The organism is Pseudomonas sp. AC112, assembly GCF_979253545.1.
Genome location: NZ_CEEDCM010000001.1, coordinates 1,889,064 through 1,910,676, shown reverse-complemented (window position 1 = coordinate 1,910,676; position 21,613 = coordinate 1,889,064). Strand labels below are relative to the sequence as shown.

Genomic DNA, 21,613 nt, shown 5'->3' with positions numbered 1-21,613 from the left:
ATGCCTGTTTCTGCAATTGCCGGCCTGACCCTGCTGGTACTCGGTGAAAGCCACTTGAGCTTCCCGGACCATTTGCTGGACCCACTGCAAGCCAACCTCACCGCCCAAGGCGCCAAGGTGCACACCATCGGTGCCTGCGGCGCCGGTGCAGCCGACTGGGTCGTGCCAAAGAAAGTCGATTGTGGTGCCGAGCAGTTGCCGGGTGGCAAACCTCAGGTGTTCGGCAAAAACGCCATGAGCACCACGCCGGTCAAGGACCTGATCGCCAAGGACAAGCCGGACCTCGTGGTGATCATCATCGGCGACACCATGGCCTCCTACCCGGACCCGCAGTTCCCAAAAGTCTGGGCGTGGAAGAGTGTGACTTCACTAACCAAGGCTGTCAGCGAAACCGGCACCAAATGCGTGTGGGTAGGCCCGGCCTGGGGCAAGGTCGGCAGCATGTACAAGAAGGATGACGCGCGCACCAAGTTGATGTCGTCGTTCCTGGCAACCAATGTGGCGCCATGCACTTACATCGACTCGCTGACCTTCTCCAAACCGGGCGAGTGGATCACCACTGACGGCCAGCATTTCACCATCGACGGCTACCAGAAGTGGGCCAAGGCCATCGGCGGCGCGCTGTCGGCATTGCCGGCGGATGCCGTGAAAGGAGCCAAGTGATGAAGCGCATCACCCTGGGCCTGGCGACCTTGCTCGCCAGTGTCAGCGCCTACAGCGCCGACATTCCGCTGTACCCCACCGGGCCGGAAAAAGACTCGGCGTTCCTGCGGTTTGCCAATGGCACTGCCAGCGAATTGAAACTGGTTGCCGACGGTTCCAAGGCCAGCCTGGTATTGGCGGGCGACAAGCTGGTTTCCGACTACCTGCCGGTATCGGGCGGCAGTGCTCCGATCAAGGGTGTGTTGAGCCAGGGCGACAAGACGGCTGACCTGGCCGTCACCGTGGCCCCGGGCGAGTTTGCCACGGTGGTCGCGGTGACGGATGCCAAAGGCGGCATTCGCCAAGTGGTGATCCATGAGCAACCGGATGATTTCAATGCGCTGAAAGCCTCCCTGGCGTTCATCAACGCCGACGCCGCGTGCGTCGACGCCAGCCTGGAAGCTGTGGCACAGAAAGCCGAGCTGTTCAAAAAGGTTGTTGAAGGTTCGGTGCAGCGCCGCATGATCAACCCGGTGGAACTGTCGGTGCAGCTCAAGTGCGCGGGGGCGCCGGTTGGCCAGCCGCTGACGTTCAGCCTCAAGGCCGGCGAACGCTGCAGCGTGTTGGCGCTGCCATCCGCCACGGGCTCACGGTTGTTGTTCGCGCCTGATTCGCTCGCTAACTGATCAGGCCCGAACCACCATGGTCTTTGCCTCACTCGAATTCCTCACGCTGTTCCTGCCGGTTTTCCTGTTGATCTACGCCCTGGCTCGTCCGAGCTGGCGCAACGTCATCCTGTTGATCGGCAGTTGGTTGTTCTACGGCTGGTTGAGCCCGTTGTTCCTGTTCCTGCACATGGTGTTGACCGTGGTGGCATGGGTCGGCGGCTTGCTGGTGGACCGCTCCCGTGAGGACGGCAAAGGCCGGGTGCGCCTGTTGATCGCGTTGATCGTGTTCAACACGGCGGTGCTGTGTTGGTACAAGTACGCCAACATCGTCGCTGGCACCGTGAGCGAGGTGATCACCTGGTACGGTGCGATGCCGCTGGATTGGCAGCGCGTGGCCTTGCCGGCCGGCTTGTCGTTCATCGTGCTGCAGGCGATTTCCTACCTGGTGGATGTGCACCGGCATACGGTGCCGGTGGAGCGCAGCTTCATCAACTACGCCACCTATATCTCGATGTTCGGGCACTCGATTGCAGGCCCGATCATCCGTTACGACTGGGTTCGCCGCGAGCTGAACCAGCGTTATTTCAACTGGGCGAATTTCTCCCTGGGCGCGCGGCGCTTCATGATCGGCATGGGCATGAAAGTGCTGGTGGCCGACACCCTGTCGCCGCTGGTGGACATTGCCTTCCACCTGGAGAACCCAAGCCTGGTGGACGCCTGGATCGGTTGCCTGGCGTATTCGCTGCAACTGTTCTTCGACTTCGCCGGCTACAGCGCCATGGCCATCGGCCTGGGCCTGATGTTGGGCTTCCACTTCCCGGAAAACTTCAACCGGCCGTACCTGGCCAGCAGCATCCAGGACTTCTGGCGGCGTTGGCACCTGTCGTTGTCCAGCTGGTTGCGCGACTACCTGTACATCGCCCTGGGCGGTAACCGCGATGGCGTGTGGCGCACCTATCGCAACCTGTTTCTCACCATGGCGATTGCCGGGTTGTGGCACGGCGGCGATAGCTGGAACTACCTGTTGTGGGGTTCGGCCCATGGCGTGGCGTTGTGCGTTGACCGTGCCTGGTCGCGTTCGAGCCTGCCGAGCATTCCGCCGGTGTTGTCGCACATCCTCACATTGCTGTTTGTGTGCCTGGCCTGGACCTTGTTCCGTGCGCCGGACTTCCACTCGGCCCTGACCCTGTACGCGGGCCAGTTCGGGATGCACGGCATGGCCCTGGGTGACGCGATGGCTGTGGCCATGCGCCCGGCCCACGGCATGGCGGCCTTGTTGGGCCTGGTGTGCATCATTGCGCCGATCTGGCAGGTGCGTTGCGAACAACGTTTCGGCACGCAGCCGTGGTTTGTCCTGGCGGCTTCACTGTGGCCGGTGGCGGGGTTTGTGTTGTCGTTTGCGCTGATTGCCAGCCGCGACGCCGTACCGTTTCTGTACTTTCAGTTCTAAGGACGCCCGACCATGCCTGCTCCTACCGCGCCGACTCCACCGAGCGACTTGGCCGTTCGCACCAGTCCCCTGGCGGCCTGGGTGCTGGTGCCTTTTTTGGCGGCGGGGCTGTTGTCCTGCGCCTGGCTGATGGTGAAGGGGCCGATCAGTTATGTGCCGGCCAAGGTCGACAGCGACATGTTGCTCCATGGCGACCTGACTCACCGTTTTGCCAAGGAACTGGCCAAGGCGCCGATGGCGATCCAGGCCGCCAACCTGGAGCGCGGCGGCAGCTGGCTGGCGTTCGGTGACACAGGGCCGCGCGTGCGTCCGGGTTGCCCCGGCTGGCTGTTTATCAGCGATGAGCTGCGCATCAACCGCCATGCCGAGGCCAATGCCCAGACCAAGGCCCAGGCGGTGATCGACCTGCAAAAACAACTGAGTCAGAAAGGCATCGATCTGCAAGTGGTGGTGGTACCGGACAAGAGCCGCATCGCCGCCGCCCAGCGCTGTGGCCTGTACCGCCCGGCAGTGCTCGATAGTCGAATCCGCGATTGGACCGCCGCGTTGCAAGCGGCTGGTGTTTCCGCTCTAGACCTCACGGATACACTCAAGCCCTTGGGCGCCGAAGCCTACCTGCGCACGGACACCCACTGGAGCGAAACCGGCGCTAACGCCGGTGCCCAGGCCCTGGCGCAGCGTATCCAGCAACGCGGTATCAAGGCCATGCCCGAGCAAAGCTTCGACATCACCCAGGCGCCGCTCGCCGTGCGCCCAGGTGACCTGGTGCGGCTGGCCGGTCTTGATTGGTTGCCGCCCAAGCTGCAGCCGCCCGTCGAGTCGGTCGCGGCCAGCACGGCCCATGAAACCGCAGGCGCCACCCGCAATGCCGACGACCTGTTTGGCGACGCAGGCCTGCCCAATGTGGCGCTGATCGGTACCTCGTTCTCGCGTAATTCCAATTTCGTCGGTTTCCTGCAAAAGGCCCTGAATGCGCCTGTGGGCAATTTCAGCAAAGACGGGGGGGAATTCTCGGGCGCGGCCAAGGCTTACTTTGAAAGCCCGGCCTTCAAGCAAACACCACCAAAGTTGCTGATTTGGGAAATTCCAGAGCGAGATCTGCAAACGCCCTACGATTCGATCAGCATTGGTCAGTAATTTGACGAACTGCCGTTTGTCTAAAAAATAGACAGCAGCACCATCAAAATAATGACACTTTTATGCGCTTGAAGCAGACTGCCTGCACTAGGGCGACCACAAAAAGACCTGCGGTAAGCAGTCGTATCAGCTGACCTTCTCACGTCTTTGAGCTTCGCCGTGATGAGGAATTCGCTATGAGCTTTACCGATGGCCTTCTCGTGCTGCTTGGCAAGGATGTCAGTCGTGACGTGCAGGGATTGAATGCGCGCCTGCACTTTTTTGGCAGCATCCCTGTGGATGATGGCACCCCGTTCCCCCCGCAAACACCCAGTGCAAATGCGCAGTCCCAGCCGGTGGATAAGGCGTTGCGGCGCCCGTGTGTGGTGGCATTGGTGTCGGTTAATGGTGGAGTGGGGCGCAGTACCCTGGCCACAGCGTTGAGCAGCGGCCTGCAGCGCCTGGGCGAGTCGGTGGTCGCCATCGACCTGGACCCGCAGAACGCCCTGCGGATGCACTTCGGAGTCAGCCCGAGTTCGCCGGGTATCGGCCCGACCAGCCTGCGCAATGCGCAGTGGGACACGCTCCAACAACCCGGCTTTGTCGGCAGTCGCGTGATTACCTTTGGCGACACCGACCTGCGCCAGCAGGATGACCTGCAACGCTGGCTCAAGCATGAGCCGGACTGGCTGGCGCAACGCCTGGCCGCCTTGGACCTGAGCGCCCGTCATACCGTGATCATCGACACCCCTGCCGGTAACAACGTCTATTTCCATCAAGCCTTGAGCGTGGCCGATGTGGTGTTGGTGATCGCCCAGGCCGATGCTGCCTCCCTGGGCACCCTGGACCAACTCGACGGGCTGCTGGCGCCACACCTTGAGCGCGAGCATGCACCCCACGTTCATTTTGTGCTCAACCAACTGGATGAAGACAATGCCTTCAGCCTGGATATGGTGGAGGCGTTCAAGCAGCGCCTGGGCGCTAAAGAACCACTGGAAGTGCACCGTGACATGGCGATCAGCGAGGCATTGGCGTTTGGCACCGACCCCTTGGACAGCCAGGCATTGACCTTAGCCGGGGACGATATCAATGAGCTTTGCCGCCTGTTGATCGCACGCAGAAAGCACCTATAAATCGCGCTTTATACGGTTAACGCCAGATGCTTATGCACAATCGGTTGGATGGCGGTGTCATCAAACAGCCATTTTGTGGAGGCGTTCTCATCACACCGCAACTGCTTGTTTTACGTGCGTTTTATTTTTTGAACAAAAAATGACCAGCCTGGCTTTTGCCCTGTAGCGTAGATGGCTACAGGCTCCGTAAAGAATCCATCAACAGAGTTATCCACAGGCTGCACTGCGACAATTTCGCCCCTTAATCGCGCTCGGCAAGCACCATCAGGTTGCGCGGCGTCAATGTGGGTTCGCAGAAGGTGCCTACGTCGACCTTATAGCCGTTTTCTCCAAGAAATAGCGCCCGATCCAGCACCAGCCATACCTCCAGCGGGCGCCGAAACAGACCACGTAGCAATTCCAGGTTCCTGACCTCGGCCAGGCGATGCCAGCCGTGCGCTTCGAAGGCCGCCCAATCCTGTGCACCTGTGGATAACCCTTTGAGGCTTGCCAGCTCCCGGCAGTAGTCCGCGAAGGGTTTGTCGAGCCAACCGGCCGGCAGGGAGGGAGTTGGCAGGTACTCGTCCAGACCGCGCAATTCACGTTGCAGCTGATCGAAACCCAGGCGTCGCGCCATGGACATGTCCCGCTGCCAGCGCACGCGTTTGCCGGCGGTGACGGTTTCGCTCAGCGGCAGGCCGAGGTCATCCAGCGACAGTTGCAGGTGTGAGGCACGGCCTGCCTGGGACAGTGGCTGGTAGATGTCGGCATGGATGCGGTTGTAGCAGCAGGGCGCCAGGGCCAGTTGTTTGCAGCCGGCCGCACTGGCCAGTCGCAGCAGGCGCACATGCAGGTCGCCACAGGCGTGCAGGGCGACGGGCGTGTGTTCAGGGCCAATCTCAACGTCCGTCATGACGTCTTGCAGGCGATGGGTAACGGCCAAACCGTGGTGGTCGCTCAAGGCCTTGCCGGCAGCGATCAACGCGGGGTCATACTCCAGGCACGTCAGCGCCTGATCGCCTTGTAGCAGGCGGCGACCCAGGTGGCCCTTGCCCGCGCACCAGTCCAGCCAATGCGTGGGCGTCAGTGCAAACTGCAGCGCAGCGCCAAAGGCTTCTATCTGTTCCCATTTGCGACCCGGCACATCGACGTTCAGGCGATGGCGAGCGGTAGGCAGCGGATGCGTCGGTAACTTATCCACAGCACTGAGCTGACGAGCCTGCGCAGCGAGCTGTGGAAAAGGCGCCGGTGCCGGCAGGTCGTGGGGATGGTTGTGACTGGCTTCGGCGTCGTCCAGCGAGCGTTGGCGCAGCCACTGGGCGAGTGTGGGGTGCTGGGTTTCCCAGGGCAAGTGCAGATGAGTAAAGGGCCGTGGTTTCCACAGCCCTTGGTGCTCGATCAGGAACGCATCCAGCGCCTGGAAGCGTGCTTCAACGTCCTTGGCAGGCATCGACGCGCAGCCAGCGTTCCAGCAGTTTGAAGCCGCGTACCAGCACGTACGCCATCAACAGGTAGAACAGCCCGGCGGCGAAGAATATCTCTACCGGCAAATAGGTACGGGCAATGATGGTCCGCGCCATGCCGGTCAATTCCAGCAGGGTGACAGTACTGGCCAGGGCGCTGGCCTTGAGCATCAGGATCACTTCGTTGCTGTACGCCGGCAGGCCGATGCGCGAGGCGCGCGGCAGGATGATGTAGAACAGCGTCTTGGGCTTGGACATGCCCAGCGCACGCGCCGCTTCAATCTCGCCCGGCGGAATGGCCTGGATCGCGCCGCGCAGGATCTCGGCGATGTAGGCGGCGGTGTGCAGCGTCATGGTAGCAGTGGCGCACCAGAACGGATCGCGCAGGTAGGGCCACATGAAACTCCCACGTATTGAGTCGAACTGCGCCAGGCCGTAATAGACCAGGAACAACTGCACCAGCAGGGGCGTACCACGGAAGAAGAAAATGTAGGCATAAGGCACAGCGCTGATATACCAGCGCCGTGAAGAGCGGGCGATACCCAGTGGGATTGCCAGCAGCAGGCCGGCGATCACTGCAATGGCTACCAGCTCCAGGGTCAGGGTGGCGCCCTGCGCCAATTTGGGTAGCCACTTGATGATCACGGCCCAGTTCAGGCCCAGATCGAAATGCGCCAGCCAGCTGTAGTCGCCGCTCATTGGGTGCTCCTCGCAAAGCCGCGGGCGGCGCGTTTTTCCAGGAAGTGCATGCCGGTCATGGCCAGTACGGTCAGGCCCAGGTACATGAAGGCGGCGACCATGAAGAAGGTGAAAGGCTGCTTGGTGACGGTCACGCCGATCTGCGCATGGCGCATGATTTCTTCCAGGCCGATCACCGATACCAGCGCGGTATCTTTCATCAGGATCATGAACAGGTTGCCCAGGCCGGGCAGGGCGATGCGCCACATCTGCGGCATGATCAGCCGGGTGAAGATCCGGAACTTCGACAGCCCCAGCGCGACACCGGCTTCGCGGTGGCCCTTGGGAATGGCGAGGATCGCGCCACGGAACACTTCCGTCGCGTAGGCGCCAAAGCACAGGCCCAGGGCGATCACCCCGGCGGCAAAGGCGCTGAGGGAAAGGTCGGGGTTGCCGAAGAATTCACCAAGGGCACGCATCAGGTTGACCGTGCCGAAGTAAATCAGCAGCACCCACAGCAATTCGGGAATGCCACGCACAATGGTCGAATAGGCGCCGCCTACCCATTGCAGCGGCTTGTACGGCGAAGTCTTGGCCAAGGCACCGGCCAGGCCAAGCACCAGCCCCAGGCACAGGGCCGTGAGCGCCAGTTTGACGGTCATCAGCGCGCCAGCGGCAAGCGCCGGGCCGAATCCGTAGAGATCGAAATTCATGGTGTTTTCATATCGCGGCAGGCATTGCAAAAAGCCGACGCGCTCAACTGAGCGCGCCGGGCATACCGTTCAGATCATTCGATGCTGAAAGGGAAGTACTTGTCGTTGATCTTCTTGTAGGTGCCGTCTGCCTTGATCTCTGCCAGGGCTTTGTTCAGGCGCTCGCGCAGTGGGTCGCCCTTGCGTACGGCGATACCGATCTTGTCGCTCTCTACAACCGGGTCGCCCTTGAACTCGTAGGCTGAACCGTCTTTGCTCTTGAGCCATTCGTACTGCACGTACTTGTCGGCGAGGATGCCGTCCAGGCGACCGGAGGTCAGGTCGAGGTAGGCGTTTTCCTGGGTGTCGTACAGCTTGGCTTCGGTATCCGGCAGCTTGTCTTCCAGGTAAGTACCGGCCAACGTCGCGCGTTGTGCACCGATGACTTTGCCTTTGAGGTAAGCGGCGTCGGTCTTGAAGTCGGCGGTGGCTTTAGGCGCGATGAATTGCAGCTTGTTGGAGTAGTACGGGTCGGTGAAGTCGACGGCCTGCTTGCGCTCGTCGGTGATCGACAGCGAAGACACCAGGAAGTCGAACTTCTTGGCATTCAGGGCCGGGATGATGCCGTCCCAGTCGGACACATACACTTCGCACTTCTCGACTTTCATCTTGGCGCACAGGGCGTCGCCGATGTCTTTGTCGAAGCCCACGACATTGCCGCTGGCGTCTTTGTTGTTGAACGGCGGGTAGGCCGCTTCGATCCCCATTTTCAAGGTTTCTGCCATGGCCGTGGCGCTGAACGCCATCGAGACGGCCGCGGCCAGAAGGAATTTTTTATAGTTCTGCATGCATGTTGCTCCGTTAGCGGTTGCTGGACATGAATTGTTTGCAGCGCGCCGAAAGCGGGTTTTCAAACACCTGCTGTGGCGATCCTTGCTCTTCGACCAGGCCCTGGTGCAGGAACACCACTTCACTGGACACCTGGCGGGCGAAGCCCATTTCATGGGTGACCAGCAGCATGGTGCGGCCTTCTTCGGCCAGCGCGCGGATCACATTAAGTACTTCCTGAACCATTTCCGGGTCAAGGGCCGAAGTCGGCTCGTCGAACAGGATGACTTTAGGCTGCATCGCCAGAGTGCGCGCGATGGCCGCCCGTTGTTGCTGGCCGCCGGACAATTGCGCAGGGTAGGCGTGGCGCTTGTCGGCGATGCCGACCTTGTCCAGCAGGGCTTCGGCGACTTCGATGGCCTCGGCCTTGCTCTGGCCGAGCACACGGCGAGGAGCCTCGATGATGTTGTCGAGGATGCTCATGTGCGGCCACAGGTTAAAGTTTTGAAACACAAAACCGATTTCGCTGCGCAGGCGGTTGATCTGCTTGCCGTCAGCGGCCATCAGCTCGCCATTTTTCGCAGCCTTGAGCTTGAGTTCTTCGCCGGCCACCAGGATCTGGCCCTGGTGCGGGTTTTCCAGCAGGTTGATGCAGCGCAGGAACGTGGACTTGCCGGAACCGGAGGAACCCAGGATCGAGATCACATCGCCGTCGCGAGCGGTCAGCGAGATACCTTTGAGTACCTCCAGCTCACCATAGCGTTTATGCAAGTTGCGGATTTCAAGCGCGGGCGCGGCCTCGGCCATGTGGGGTCCTCATTGTGTTCGTTGCGATCGTCGCTGTTGGGCCGCCTTCCTGGCGAGGCGCCAAGCTAGCATAGCGTCTTGACGGCAGCCAACAGCGTGGCCGGCGGTAATCAGGTGGTGTGCGGCAGGGTGTCGCATCGGCACAGCAGCGTGTCGCGCCATCAACAACCGAACAGCCGTTTGAACCCGAAATACCACAGGCTTCGCGTAAAAAAGGGCGCGATGGTGCCAGCTTTGGCCGGGTGTTGGAAGGGTTAACCGGGCAAACGGTGCATATCAGCCCTTTTGTGGGGCGTCACGTACTTTTTGTGTGTGTTTATGGTGCGTTCGTTCGTCGTGAATGTGGGTCACACGGTAACGCTATAGCGGAATGCCATTGTTCTCAATGACTTGCGACGGTTGTTGAATCGTCCTACAGCCCGCGTCAATCGCGGCTCTGTAACATTTTGGCGCAAATCTTGCGTAAAAAATAAAGAACGCCCTGTTGGTTTCTTTTCACGAGAAAGATCCCGGGCCGGGCCGACCGTTTTCGCAATTCCTCGCAAAGGTGTGTCAATGAGTAGTACGCAAAGCTCCAATGACCTCGAACAGGGGCTCAAACCGCGTCACGTCACCATGCTGTCGATTGCCGGCGTCATCGGTGCCGGTTTGTTTGTCGGCTCAGGCCACGCGATTGCTGCCGCCGGCCCGGCTGTACTGCTGGCGTACGCCGCGGCGGGTACACTGGTGGTATTGGTGATGCGCATGCTGGCCGAAATGGCCGTGGCGTCGCCAGACACCGGTTCGTTCTCTACTTATGCCGACCGCGCCATCGGTCACTGGGCCGGGTTTACCATCGGCTGGTTGTACTGGTGGTTCTGGGTGCTGGTGATTCCGCTGGAGGCCAACGCCGCCGCGACCATCCTGCACGCCTGGTTCCCGGATGTGGCCATCTGGGCCTTCACCCTGATCATCACCTTGCTGCTGACAGCAACCAACCTGTTCAGCGTGAAGAACTACGGCGAATTCGAGTTCTGGTTTGCGTTGATCAAGGTCGTGGCGATCGTGGGCTTTGTGATCCTGGGCCTGGCCGCGATTTTTGGCTTCCTGCCGACCAGCCAGGTCAGTGGTGTTTCCCATCTGTTCGACACCCAGGGCTTTATGCCAAACGGCATGGGTGCAGTCCTCGCGGCGATCCTGACCACCATGTTTTCGTTCATGGGCACCGAGATCGTCACCATTGCCGCTGCTGAATCGAAGAACCCAGGCCAGCAAATCACCAAGGCCACCAACTCGGTGATCTGGCGGATTGGTTTGTTCTACCTGCTGTCGATCTTCATCGTGGTGTCACTGGTGCCGTGGAACGACCCGACCCTGGCGGCCGTGGGTTCCTACCAGACTGTGCTGGAGCGCATGGGCATCCCGAACGCCAAGCTGATCGTCGACCTGGTGGTACTGGTCGCCGTGACCAGCTGCTTGAACTCGGCGCTGTACACCGCTTCGCGCATGCTGTTCTCCCTGGGTCGTCGCGGTGACGCACCGGCCGTGGCCAAGCGCACCAACAAGAGCGGCACGCCTTACTGGGCGGTATTGTTGTCCACCGGCGCAGCGTTCCTGGCGGTGTTCGCCAACTACGTGGCCCCGGCTGCGGTATTTGAATTCCTGCTGGCCAGCTCCGGCGCCATCGCGTTGCTGGTGTACCTGGTGATCGCCGTGTCGCAACTGCGCATGCGCCAGAAACGCACGGCGGCGGGCGAGAAGATTGTCTTCAAGATGTGGCTGTTCCCAGGCCTGACCTACGCGGTGATGGTGTTCATCGTGGGTACGCTGACCATCATGCTGTTCCAGGAAGCGCACCGGGTCGAGATCATCGCGACCGGCGTGCTGAGCGTGCTGGTGGTGGCGGCGGGGTTGATCGTGGCGAGCCGCCGCAAGGCGCAGAGAGCGGGTGCAGCCGTACTGAACTGACGGAGTGCGGTAAAAAATGTGGGAGCGGGCTTGCTCGCGAAAGCGGTGTATCAGTGGATGAATCTGTTAACTGACACTCCGCATTCGCGAGCAAGCCCGCTCCCACATTTGGTTCTGCGTCAGTCTTGCGAACTGGTCAGCGCTTGAGAGGCCGCAACGTAATCCGCCTGGAATTGCGGCGACTCGATCCACGCCAGTGCGGCGGCTTCATCGTCGGTGTTCGTGGCCCACTGCCGATACTCGATCAATGCCGCAAGAATGAAGTCGGTGGCTTCCTCTTCGCCTTCCTGCTCCAGCACCAGTGCCAGCAATGGATGGGCCAGGAATACGGCGCACAGCGCCTGCTGGCTGGTCTCGCCTGCGGTGCGCATCTCTACAAACAGCTCAGTCAAATCCACTGACTCAAGGTCAATGCGGCTGTCATCGCCGGCAAACGCATCCGGCTTGATCGCGACGGCGCGCTGGGTACGGTTCTGCTTGGCCTTGGCCTTTGCCCGGTGGGCGCGTTTTTGCTGCTTGTTCGGCGAGGCCATGGGCTCAACGTCCTAGGGTTCTGGGTCTGAGTGGAGTATTGAAGCGCAGGTTGGGGGAAATCCCAAGGGTATCTGCAGTTGATGGGACGTTTTGAAGCCACGCCAACGCAATCGGCCACAGCCGGTCCTGATACTCGCTGCGAAAAAATGCGAAATGTCCGACTTCCTTTTCGCCTATGTCTTCAGGCGCGATGCGCAGGTGAGTGCACTCACTGCTGTCGAAGTAACCCAGTAGCCGTTCAATGGCAGCTACGGTTCCGAAGGGATCATCAGTGATGCTGATCGCCAGAATCTGCGCCTTCACGCGGCTGAATGGCAGCTCGCCCAGATCTCGCCCGCTGGGTCGCGTTTCATACCTGGGCGACGGCGTGCTCCAGTCTCGCACCACGCCCGCAGGAGTGTCTTCCAGCCAGCCCAGGCGCTTGCCGGGGAAGTGCCCGCACAGCGCTGTCACCAGTGGCATCGCTACATGCCACTTGGCGAACATCCGCCAGCGCACGCTCGCTGCGTAATCGCGCCAGTACGCAAACTGCGCGCCCACGGTCACCATCCGCCGGATCACCGCACCCGACGCCCCGAGCCCGGCCGCGCAGCCACCGAAGCTGTGGCCGACGACATCTATCGGCTGCCCCGGAAAATCCCGCTGTGCTCGCTGCAACATCGCCTCGAAATCCAATACGCCCCAGTCCGACCACGAGGCTTTGAAGCCGCGCAGCGAGCCACTGCGGGATTCGCCGATGCCACGGTAGTCGTAGGTGATGACGTCGAAGCCGTTGGCGAACAGGTAATCGGCGAAGCGGGAGTAGTGACGGCAGCGTACGGAGGTGGCGGCGTTGATGATGACGACCGGACGTTCAAGGTCGGTGCGCGGGTGGCGCCAGGTAAAGCCGCCCAGCATGTAGCCGTCGGCGGCAGGCTCGTGGAAAGGGGTTGGAAGGTTCATAGGGCTACTGGGTCCTTGCGCCTCAGGTGAGGGCATGCAGGCTCACGCGCTTTTTTATAAGACGTCGAACTTAACAAATTTCGCGCAGCGTGATCGTGGAGATTGTCAGGGTGCTCGACCTTGCCGCCCTGGGTGCTTAGGCTGTCGGCCTTATGATCCATCTGAGCCAGCCTTATGACGCGCGACGCCCTCGAACACAACCAGATCCCGGTCTACTTCGCCGCCGTTCTGCTGGCCGTCGTCTTCGGCCTGCTCGTGCCCTCATTCGCCCACGGCCTCAGCGCGTTGGTCACCCCCGCTATCGCGGTGCTGATGTACGCGATGTTCCTGCAGATCCCCTTCCTGGACCTGCGCCAAGGCTTGGGCCACAAGCGTTTCCTGTCGGCATTGTTGCTGGCCAATTTCATCCTCGTTCCCTTGCTGGTGTGGGCGTTGACCCAAAGCCTGGCGGGGCGCCCGGCCTTGCTGGTGGGAGCGTTGCTGGTATTGCTGACGCCGTGCATCGACTACGTGGTGGTGTTTACCCACATTGGCAAGGGCGATTCGCGGTTGATGCTGGCGGCGACGCCGCTGCTGTTGTTGCTACAGTTGGCGCTGTTGCCGCTCTATCTGAGCCTGATGCTCGGCGCGCAATCCGAGGTGGTGGTCCAGGCGCAGCCGTTTGTAGAGGCGTTCCTCTTGTTGATCGTGGTGCCGATGATTCTGGCGGTGGTCACGACGTCGCTGGCGCGGCGATCATCGATGGTCAGTGGCTGGAGCAGCGCCTGGGCGTGGTTGCCGGTGCCGACGATGGCGCTGGTGTTGTTTGTGGTGATCGCCTCACACATCACGTCGGTGGTGCGGGATATGAGCCTGCTGTTGCCGGTGATCCCGGTGTATATCGGCTTTTTGTTGCTGGCGCCGCTGATGGGTGCGCTGGCGTCGCGGCTGTTGGCGCTCCCTGCCCCTACGGCGCGGGCGGTGACGTTCAGCGCTTCGACGCGTAACTCGTTGGTGGTGCTGCCCTTGGCGCTGGCGCTGCCCGAGGATGTGCGTGGCTTGGCGGCGACTGCGGTGATCCTGCAAACCCTGGTCGAGCTCGTTGGCGAGTTGATTTACGTTCGGTTGATCCCTAGGTGGGTGTGGCCCGCAGGTCGGTAAAAACGGCAATGTTCAGGTTTGTTCAGCCGCTATTCAGCAGGGCGGTCGGCACCATAAGTCGGCGCCCCTTACCTGACAGGTCAACCGATGGATCACCGCAACCGTTTCCGCCTGGAATCACTGGGCATTTTCCTGCTCGCTCTTGTGCTGTTCACCTTCGGCATCTGGGATCAGCAACCCCAGGGTTTTGACGGGCGCTGGGCGCTGTTCCTGCAGGAAATGTTTCGCCATGGCGCGAGTTTTTTCCCGACCACCTACGGGCAGCCCTACGCGGATTACCCCGGCACTGCGACCTTCTTCAGCTTTTTGTTTGCCCGGCTGTTTGGTGCGCCGAATCATTTGGCGAACGTATTGCCCACCGCCCTGGCGTCCGCTGGGGTGGTGGCGGTGATGTATCGCCTGCTGGTCCCGGCGAATCGCCAGTGGGCGCTGCTCACGGTGTTATTGACCTTGCTTACCACCCAGTTGCTGGAAAAATCCCGGTCGGTGTGCCTGGACCAGATGGTGGCGTTGTTGTGTGTCGGCAGTTTCTACCTGCTGCACAGCGGCGGGCGCTGGCGGCGGCTTGCGGTGTTCCCGCTGTTTATCCTGGGCTTTGCGATACGCGGGCCGTTGGGCTTGATCGAGGTCTGTGGCGTGGTCTGCGTCTATTGGGCACTCGGCAAGCCTGGTGAGCGGGTCAGGCAGGTGCTGATCCACGGTGTCATCGGCCTGGTATTGCTGGCGGCCTGTTGGTGGGTGCTGGTGAAGTTGGCGCGCGTCAGTGGCGGTGATGCCTTTGCCGATGAGGTGTTCAAGATGCAGGTGGGCGGGCGCCTCGATGAGACCGGTGAGCCGTTCTATTTCTACTTCCAGCTGGGTTTGTACCGCTACTTCCCGGTGGTGCCGTTGGCGCTGGCCACAATGGTTGCGCTACGTCATCGCTGGTCCGAGCGATTCGCGGGCGATATGCAGTCAGTGGTGCGGCTAGGGGCCTGCGGCTTGATGATTTTGCTCGGGCTGTCGGTGCCGCATTTCAAGCGCGCCTATTACATCCTGCCCATGGTGCCGATGTTCGCCGCTGTCGCCGCCTATGGGCTTCTCCAGGCGCAAGGTTGGCTCGTTGGCGTGCGTCGTACCTACGAATGGCTTGTCGCAGTGCTGCCGGCGTTGTGCGTGGTTGTAGTCGTTGTCTGTCGGCATGGGTGGCAGAAGCATGGTTATTGGCCTGACGTTTCGCTACCGCTGCTGATCGGCGGGCTGGTGGTGCTGCAGATCGCGGCACTGATCGCCTGGCGTCGGGTGGGGCGGCTGGTGTGGCTCAGCCTGATCGCATTGGCCGCGCAATGGCTGCTGTTGGTGACGGTGGTTGAACCGGCGAAGGATCTGCAATTCGATACCCGGCAATTTGTCGGCCGAGTCGAGGCGCTGCGAAGCGCTCAGCCGGGGCCGCTGGTGTTTATCAACCTGGGCCGGGACACCTGGGCGGTGCGCTACGTGATGAACCTGGATCACGATGAGCAACCAGTGTTCATCGCAAGCAACGAGATCGCGCGACTGGAGGCTTTGCCTCGGCCAGCCTGGGTGATCGTCTCGCGCAAGGAAACCGCGTTGTTGAAAGGGACGCCTCTGGAGCAGTTGGCGCCAAGGTTTGAAGGGCGGCTGAATGACAACCCGCTGATGGTATTTTTACTGAAGTGAATCGGCAACTTGAGTCGAACGAGGAGGGCGCCCGGTTTGCGAGTGAGTTCGGCGAAAGCTGTTCGGAGATAAAAATCACAGGCAACAAAAAACCCGCACTAGGCGGGTTTCTTGATTGCTTTCACGTGATGTTGACACCACCTGAAAGCTGAAGGTGGTGCCCAGAGACGGAATCGAACCGCCGACACGGGGATTTTCAATCCCCTGCTCTACCGACTGAGCTATCTGGGCAACGGGGCGCATTAAACGGGTTTTTCAGGGGGTCGTCAAGCAAGTTTTCAAAAAATATTTAATTATTACCGTCGCTTACGTGCCGACCCCGGTTTTTGATCAATTATTGAGCAGGCGGCACGTAGCCGTCGGCCTTGGCGTATTCCTCGCCGGAAAAGAACTTGTCCATCTCGCCCGCCAGGTATTTACGATCTTCGGCGTTCATCATGTTCAGGCGCTTTTCGTTGATCAGCAGGGTCTGGTGTTTCAGCCAGTCGCCCCAAGCCTGGGCAGAGATATGTTCGAAAATGTCCTGGCCCTTGGCGCCTGGATACGGAGGGCGTTCCAGGCCTGGCAATTCTTCTTTGTACTTGCGGCACATTACGGTGCGGGTCATGACGACACTCCTGCATTCAATACGTCGGCCGCGCGCTTCAGCAGTTTTTTCACCGGGGCGGCAAGGCCCAGGCGCGGCGGGGTGGCGAGGTTATACCAGAGCCAGTCGGCCTCGGCCACGTGATGGGCGGATTCTTCGACCTGGACCAACCAGGGTTCGATGGCGAGCTGGAAGTGGCTGAAGGTGTGGATCAGCCCCGGCAGCGCCTGCTGCGTGCCCAGTTCCAACGCGTGCTGGTTGGCCAGGTGTTCCAGGTCTTGCAAGTCATCCAGCTCCGGCAAACTCCACAGGCCGCCCCACAGGCCTGTTGAAGGGCGACGGTAAAGCAGGATCGCGCCCTCGGCATTGGCCAGCAGCGGCATCAGCGTGCGCTTCTGGGGGATGGTCTTGCGCGGCTTAGGGATCGGGTAGCGCGTCTCCAGGCCGAGCATGTGGGCTTCGCAGCCTTTCTCCAACGGGCATAGCAGGCAGCTGGGTTTGCTGCGGGTGCAGAGGGTGGCGCCCATGTCCATCATCGCCTGGGTATAGGCGTTGACGCGATCATGGGGCGTGAAGCGTTCCGCGGTGGCCCACAGCTGCTTGGCCACCTTGGGCTCGCCGGGGTAGCCCTCCTGTGCGGTAAAGCGCGCCAGGACGCGCTTGACGTTGCCATCGAGGATCGGCGCGCGCAAGCCCATGCTCAGGCTGGCGATCGCACCGGCGGTGGACAGGCCTATGCCCGGCAGCTCGGTGAGCTTCTCGACATCCTTGGGAAACTCGCCGCCATAGTCCGCCACGATAATCTTTGCGGTCTTTTGCAGGTTGCGCGCCCGGGTGTAGTAACCCAAGCCGGTCCACAGGTGCAGCACTTCGTCTTCCGGTGCAGCGGCCAGGGCTTCGACCGTCGGCAGCGAGGCCATGAAACGGTCGAAGTAATTGAGCACGGTGCTCACCTGGGTCTGTTGCAGCATGATCTCCGAGACCCACACCCGATAAGGCGTGATGCCCTGTTGCCAGGGCAGGTCATGGCGACCATGGCGGTCGTACCAATTGAGTACGGCTGCTGAAAATTGCTCGTTTCTCATCGTTTGAACAGGCCCTTCAGCGCGTCTTTAAGCTGCGGGTTCACCTTGTCGAGCTTCTCTTCCAACTTGTCGCTGAGCTTATTGCCGGCCGCCTTGATGGCCACCTGGGTCAAGCCGTCCTTGTCCAGGCGGCATGCCTTGGCGCCCAGTTCCAGCGGGCCACGGCAGCGCAGCGGCACTTCGATGCCCTGGAAGTTGGCGCCCACCTGGCAGGCCGGATCTGGCGTTTCACGCTGGTCACCTTCGACGATGATGCCGACGCGGTAGTCCATGCCCAGCACGCGCAGGTCGACGTCGCCGTTACCGTTGACGGTCAGGCCCGGGATGCGCACTTTCAAATCAGGGTTGCTGGCGACCCCGTTACGGAAGGTCAGGTTGCCCTTCAACTCCTGGAACGGCGTGTCCTTGCCTTGCGGCGTGCTGCTCAAGGTCTTGCGATTGAGCAGGGCGATGCCGGTGCAGAGTTGTTGCTCAAGGTTGGCATTGAGCAGCACGCCGTTGTTGATCACAAAACTCGCGGTGCCGTTGAGGCTGTCGATCAGGGCTTTCTGGCTATTGCCACGGCCTGTGAGGTTGCTGTCGAGGGTGATCTGGCCTTTCACCGGCGGGGTTTGCCCCTGGGCTTGCAGGATGCGCTCGACCGGCACCTGCTTGATCCGGCTTTGCAGCGCAAGCACGGGGATGTCCTGGCGCACATCAAGCGTGCCATTGGCCTGGAAGCTGCCGTTGTAGAGACCGCCGCTCAAGGTGTCGAGCTTGAGCTGACCATCGAGGCCGGAGGCTTTGAGCGCGGCATTCTGGATCGGCAACTTGCTCAGGGTAAGTTGGCCGAACGCAAGGTCGGCGTCCACATCCAGCGTGCGCAGACGCGTCAATGGCAGCAGTTTATCGGTACTCCAGGCCCCTTTTGTCGGAGCGTCGGGCAGTGGCGTGGTGCCGCCGGCGGCCATGGCACCGGCTTCGCTGTTTTGCACTTCGGCCTGGCGTGCGGCGGTTGCGCCCTTGGCGGATTCGGATTTGGCCGGCAGGTAGTTGTCGGCGTTGAAGGTGTCGCCCTTGAGCTGAACGCGCAGGGATTGCTTGGCGAAATCGTCCACGGCGACGCGGCCGGTGAAGGTGCTGCCGTCGAGTTTCAGGTTCAGGTCTTCCAGGGCCACACTGGTCGGCGTGCCTTTGAGGCGGCTGACCAACTCGACCTTGCTCAGGCTGCCGTCGGCCATCGGCGGCAATGGGTGGCCGACGCTGTCGAGGAATTTGGCCAGGTCAAATTGGGCGATGGAGAGGGCACCGCTGAGCTGCGGGGTCTTGTCCAGGTCGTTGACCTTCAGTTCGCCCAAGGCGCGCAACTGGTTGGCCGACAGCTTCATGTTGGTCCATTCGGCAATATTGGCCGCCTGGTCCACCAGCAGTTGGCCCTGGGTGGAGAACGTCACGGTCTTGCCCTGCAGCGGCTCACCCGTGGCTTCGCCAGTGATCTTCATGTCTTCAAGCTGATAACGCTTGAGCGCACGCTGGATGCGCAGGTTGCCGTTGAGCTCGGTCTTGACGCGCATCACCGGCTGGTTGCTGCCGAAGAAGGCGGTGAGCTTCACCGGGATGCTGGCGCCTTCGTGCACCGCACCGGCGCTCAATTGAATGCTTTCGGCGCTGAACTGCTTGCCGGTCTGCTCATCGTTGTATTCAACGCGGGCGTTGTTGACGGTCAGGCTGTCAATGTCCAGGCGGATGGGTTTTGCCGGTTTTTCCGGTTCAGCCTCGCGAGGCGGCTCAACCGAACCTGGGCTGCCAGCGCTCGCCTCGGTCACGTTCTTGCCGATGTCTTCCCAGTTGCCATGGCCTTGCTTGTCGCGGGTCAGGCGCAGGTTCAGGCCTTCGACTCGCACATCGCTCATCTGCACTTCGCGGCGCAGCAGCGGCAGCACGCGCACGGACAGGCCGAGCATCTGCAGGTCGGCGAAAGGTTGGGTCGGCGCAGTCAGGGTCGCCACGCTGGCTTCGTGCAGTTCAAGGCCGAGCCAGGGGAACAGGCTCCAGCCGATGTCGCCATTGAGCGTCAGCTCGATGTGGGCCTTGTCGCGGGCAATCTGGCGAATCTCGTCTTTATAGTCGTTGGGATCGAAGAGATGGGTCAGGGCAAAACCCAGAGCCACAATGATCAGCAACAGCCCGAGAAGTACCAGACCCAGGATTTTGCCGAACGCTTTCATGGGCGAGTCCTTGTATGTCGATTTCAAAATTTAGCCGCAGAGTATAACGCCCGACGGCCTACGTCAGTGCCCTGATCGTTACATTGTATCCAGGGCGGGGAAGCGGGTTTCTGGCGTCAAACAAAACAGATTTCCTGAAAAAGGTGATATCAGTTTGGTTTTTCTGTCATCCACAGGTGCTAATCTGCGCAGGTTCGTCTGCCTTCTGCGACATAGCGTCGCGCTCAAATGGAGCTTTACTCAACAACAACGGCCAACGCTTTGCGTGCAAGGCCGAGGGAGAGAGCGCCTGACGGACACATACTAACAACTGGGGGAAACACCAATGAGCACTAGCACTGCGGCGGGTTCAACTGCCGCACAGCCTGCGTTCCTGTCCAAGGAACGCATTATCGCCAAGCCCGGCTTCAACCGCTGGCTGGTTCCGCCGGCCGCCCTGGCCATCCACCTGTGCATCGGCATGGCCTATGGCTTCTCGGTGTTCTGGCTGCCACTGTCCAAGGCACTGGGTATCACCAAACCGCTCGCCTGCGCGCCGGACATGGGCTTCATCGCCCAAATCTTCTCGTCCCAATGCGACTGGCCCATCTCCATGTTGGGCTGGATCTACACCCTGTTCTTCATCTTCCTGGGCTGCTCGGCAGCGATCTGGGGCGGCTGGCTGGAACATGCCGGGCCACGCAAGGCTGGCGTCGTGTCGGCACTGTGCTGGTGCGGCGGTCTGCTGATCTCGGCGTTGGGTATCTATACCCACCAGATCTGGCTGATGTGGATCGGCTCCGGGGTCATTGGCGGTATCGGCCTGGGCCTGGGCTATATCTCACCCGTATCGACCCTGATCAAGTGGTTCCCGGACAAGCGCGGCATGGCCACCGGTATGGCGATCATGGGCTTTGGCGGCGGCGCGATGGTCGGTGCTCCCCTGGCCGCAGCGCTGATGGGCCACTTCGCCACGCCAACCAGCGTGGGCGTATGGCAGAGCTTTGTGGTGATGGCGGCAATCTACTTTGTGTTCATGATCGGCGGCGCATTGCTGTACCGCGTTCCACCGACTGGCTGGAAGCCTGAGGGCTGGACCGCCCCGGCGAAAAAAGCCAGCAATGCGATGATCACCCACCGTCACGTCCACGTGAACGTAGCGTGGAAAACTCCGCAATTCCGCCTGGTATGGCTGGTGCTGTGCCTGAACGTATCCGCCGGTATCGGCATCCTCGGCATGGCTTCGCCACTGCTGCAGGAAGTGTTCGGCGGCAAGTTGCTGGGTGTGGATGTGCCGTTTGGTCAGCTGGATGCCGGTCAACTGGCCTCCATCGCGGCCATCGCGGCAGGTTTCACCGGTCTGTTGAGCCTGTTCAACATCGGTGGCCGGTTCTTCTGGGCGTCGTTCTCCGACTACCTGGGCCGTAAAAACACCTACTTCGTGTTCTTCGCCCTGGGCTTTGCCCTGTACGCGCTGATCCCGAACCTGGGGCACCTGGGCAACGTGGCGCTGTTCGTGGCGGCGTTCTGCATCATCTTGTCGATGTACGGTGGTGGCTTTGCGACCGTTCCGGCTTACCTGGCCGACCTGTTCGGCACCCAGATGGTTGGCGCGATCCATGGTCGCCTGCTGACTGCCTGGGCTGCAGCTGGCGTGCTGGGCCCGGTACTGGTGAACTACCTGCGTGAGTATCAGCTGAGCATCGGCGTTGAACGCGCTGCGGCCTACGACATCACGTTGTACATCCTCGCCGGCTTGCTGGTGCTGGGTTTCATCTGCAACCTGCTGGTTCGTCCGGTGGCCGACAAGTACTTCATGACTGACGCCGAACTGGCCGCCGAACAGGCGCTGGGCCATGACAAAGGCGCCGATGCCACCACTTCCCTGGAGTGGAAGGCAGCCTCCGGTACCGTGCCATTGGCTATCGCCGCCTGGTTGGTGGTGGGTATTCCGTTGGCGTGGGGTGTGTGGGTGACCCTGCAGAAGACCGCAGTCCTGTTCCACTAACACCGCAAAAATTTTGTGGGCGCGGTTCCTGTGGGAGCCGGGCTTGCCC

Annotated in this window: 19 protein-coding genes and 1 tRNA gene; 9 read left to right on the top strand and 11 right to left on the bottom strand. The window is 61.1% G+C overall.

The features are described 5' to 3' along the window. The 5 genes from AC0IYN_RS08940 to bcsQ all read left to right on the top strand — a co-directional run bounded on the left by AC0IYN_RS08940 (position 1) and on the right by bcsQ (position 5,009). Positions 1–663 (top strand): SGNH/GDSL hydrolase family protein, encoded by a 663-nt coding sequence (locus AC0IYN_RS08940; protein WP_078046437.1) that lies wholly within the window; start codon positions 1–3, stop codon positions 661–663. Further along, a complete protein-coding gene (locus AC0IYN_RS08935) occupies positions 663–1,328 on the top strand; it encodes an alginate O-acetyltransferase AlgF (protein WP_471841115.1) in 666 nt (221 codons plus the stop codon). The genes AC0IYN_RS08940 and AC0IYN_RS08935 overlap by 1 nt, the downstream gene beginning before the upstream one ends. Before the next feature lie 16 nt (positions 1,329–1,344). After that, the gene (locus tag AC0IYN_RS08930; protein ID WP_471841113.1) at positions 1,345–2,760 is read left to right on the top strand and encodes an MBOAT family O-acyltransferase; all 1,416 of its coding nucleotides are present in this window, start codon (positions 1,345–1,347) and stop codon (positions 2,758–2,760) included. A 12-nt stretch (positions 2,761–2,772) separates the two neighbouring features. Further along, on the top strand, positions 2,773–3,897 hold the full coding sequence (locus AC0IYN_RS08925) for an alginate O-acetyltransferase AlgX-related protein (protein WP_471841111.1): 1,125 nt from the start codon (positions 2,773–2,775) through the stop codon (positions 3,895–3,897). Positions 3,898–4,073: 176 nt separating this feature from the next. After that, entirely contained in the window at positions 4,074–5,009 is a 936-nt protein-coding gene (gene bcsQ, locus AC0IYN_RS08920; RefSeq protein ID WP_457248312.1) for a cellulose biosynthesis protein BcsQ, read from the top strand. Between the two features lie 241 nt (positions 5,010–5,250). Here the strand turns inward: bcsQ and AC0IYN_RS08915 are convergent, their stop codons facing one another. The 5 genes from AC0IYN_RS08915 to AC0IYN_RS08895 all read right to left on the bottom strand — a co-directional run bounded on the left by AC0IYN_RS08915 (position 5,251) and on the right by AC0IYN_RS08895 (position 9,456). Next, positions 5,251–6,438: a methyltransferase gene (locus AC0IYN_RS08915; protein WP_457248313.1), complete on the bottom strand. Its 1,188-nt coding sequence runs from the start codon at positions 6,436–6,438 to the stop codon at positions 5,251–5,253. Next, positions 6,419–7,108, bottom strand: coding sequence for an ABC transporter permease (locus tag AC0IYN_RS08910; protein ID WP_406596830.1), 690 nt, complete (start codon positions 7,106–7,108; stop codon positions 6,419–6,421). The genes AC0IYN_RS08915 and AC0IYN_RS08910 overlap by 20 nt, the downstream gene beginning before the upstream one ends. 38 nt (positions 7,109–7,146) lie before the next feature. Beyond that, entirely contained in the window at positions 7,147–7,842 is a 696-nt protein-coding gene (locus AC0IYN_RS08905) for an ABC transporter permease (RefSeq protein WP_016979103.1), read from the bottom strand. 74 nt (positions 7,843–7,916) lie between these two features. Then, positions 7,917–8,669, bottom strand: a complete 753-nt coding sequence (locus AC0IYN_RS08900) for an ABC transporter substrate-binding protein (protein ID WP_003187758.1) — start codon at positions 8,667–8,669, stop codon at positions 7,917–7,919. A gap of 13 nt (positions 8,670–8,682) precedes the next feature. Next, on the bottom strand, positions 8,683–9,456 hold the full coding sequence (locus tag AC0IYN_RS08895; protein ID WP_078046444.1) for an ABC transporter ATP-binding protein: 774 nt from the start codon (positions 9,454–9,456) through the stop codon (positions 8,683–8,685). Between the two features lie 555 nt (positions 9,457–10,011). On the opposite strand from AC0IYN_RS08895, the gene gabP reads away from it, so the two are divergent. Then, complete coding sequence (gabP, locus tag AC0IYN_RS08890) at positions 10,012–11,403, top strand: GABA permease (protein ID WP_471841107.1); 1,392 nt, start codon at positions 10,012–10,014, stop codon at positions 11,401–11,403. A gap of 119 nt (positions 11,404–11,522) precedes the next feature. On the opposite strand, the gene AC0IYN_RS08885 is transcribed toward gabP, so the two are convergent. Next, positions 11,523–11,936 carry a hypothetical protein gene (locus AC0IYN_RS08885; RefSeq protein WP_471841106.1) on the bottom strand — a complete coding sequence of 138 codons (414 nt, stop codon included), beginning with the start codon at positions 11,934–11,936 and terminating at the stop codon, positions 11,523–11,525. Positions 11,937–11,940: 4 nt separating this feature from the next. Beyond that, complete coding sequence (locus AC0IYN_RS08880) at positions 11,941–12,879, bottom strand: alpha/beta hydrolase family protein (protein ID WP_471841104.1); 939 nt, start codon at positions 12,877–12,879, stop codon at positions 11,941–11,943. 174 nt (positions 12,880–13,053) lie between these two features. Here AC0IYN_RS08880 and AC0IYN_RS08875 point away from each other — a divergent pair, with 174 nt between their 5' ends. Continuing rightward, complete coding sequence (locus AC0IYN_RS08875; protein ID WP_471841102.1) at positions 13,054–14,019, top strand: arsenic resistance protein; 966 nt, start codon at positions 13,054–13,056, stop codon at positions 14,017–14,019. 87 nt (positions 14,020–14,106) lie between these two features. Beyond that, positions 14,107–15,699 (top strand): ArnT family glycosyltransferase, encoded by a 1,593-nt coding sequence (locus AC0IYN_RS08870; protein ID WP_471841101.1) that lies wholly within the window; start codon positions 14,107–14,109, stop codon positions 15,697–15,699. Between the two features lie 155 nt (positions 15,700–15,854). Here the strand turns inward: AC0IYN_RS08870 and AC0IYN_RS08865 are convergent. The 4 genes from AC0IYN_RS08865 to AC0IYN_RS08850 all read right to left on the bottom strand — a co-directional run bounded on the left by AC0IYN_RS08865 (position 15,855) and on the right by AC0IYN_RS08850 (position 19,577). Then, positions 15,855–15,930, bottom strand: a tRNA-Phe gene (locus AC0IYN_RS08865). A 103-nt stretch (positions 15,931–16,033) separates the two neighbouring features. Then, on the bottom strand, positions 16,034–16,306 hold the full coding sequence (locus tag AC0IYN_RS08860) for an oxidative damage protection protein (RefSeq protein WP_025859455.1): 273 nt from the start codon (positions 16,304–16,306) through the stop codon (positions 16,034–16,036). Further along, positions 16,303–17,370 carry an A/G-specific adenine glycosylase gene (gene mutY, locus AC0IYN_RS08855; RefSeq protein WP_471841100.1) on the bottom strand — a complete coding sequence of 356 codons (1,068 nt, stop codon included), beginning with the start codon at positions 17,368–17,370 and terminating at the stop codon, positions 16,303–16,305. The genes AC0IYN_RS08860 and mutY overlap by 4 nt, the downstream gene beginning before the upstream one ends. Next, positions 17,367–19,577 carry an AsmA family protein gene (locus tag AC0IYN_RS08850; protein ID WP_099491330.1) on the bottom strand — a complete coding sequence of 737 codons (2,211 nt, stop codon included), beginning with the start codon at positions 19,575–19,577 and terminating at the stop codon, positions 17,367–17,369. Before AC0IYN_RS08850 ends, mutY begins: the two co-directional genes overlap by 4 nt. A gap of 325 nt (positions 19,578–19,902) precedes the next feature. Here AC0IYN_RS08850 and AC0IYN_RS08845 point away from each other — a divergent pair, with 325 nt between their 5' ends. Then, positions 19,903–21,564, top strand: a complete 1,662-nt coding sequence (locus AC0IYN_RS08845; RefSeq protein WP_406596770.1) for an OFA family MFS transporter — start codon at positions 19,903–19,905, stop codon at positions 21,562–21,564. The last annotated feature ends 49 nt before the right edge of the window (positions 21,565–21,613 follow it).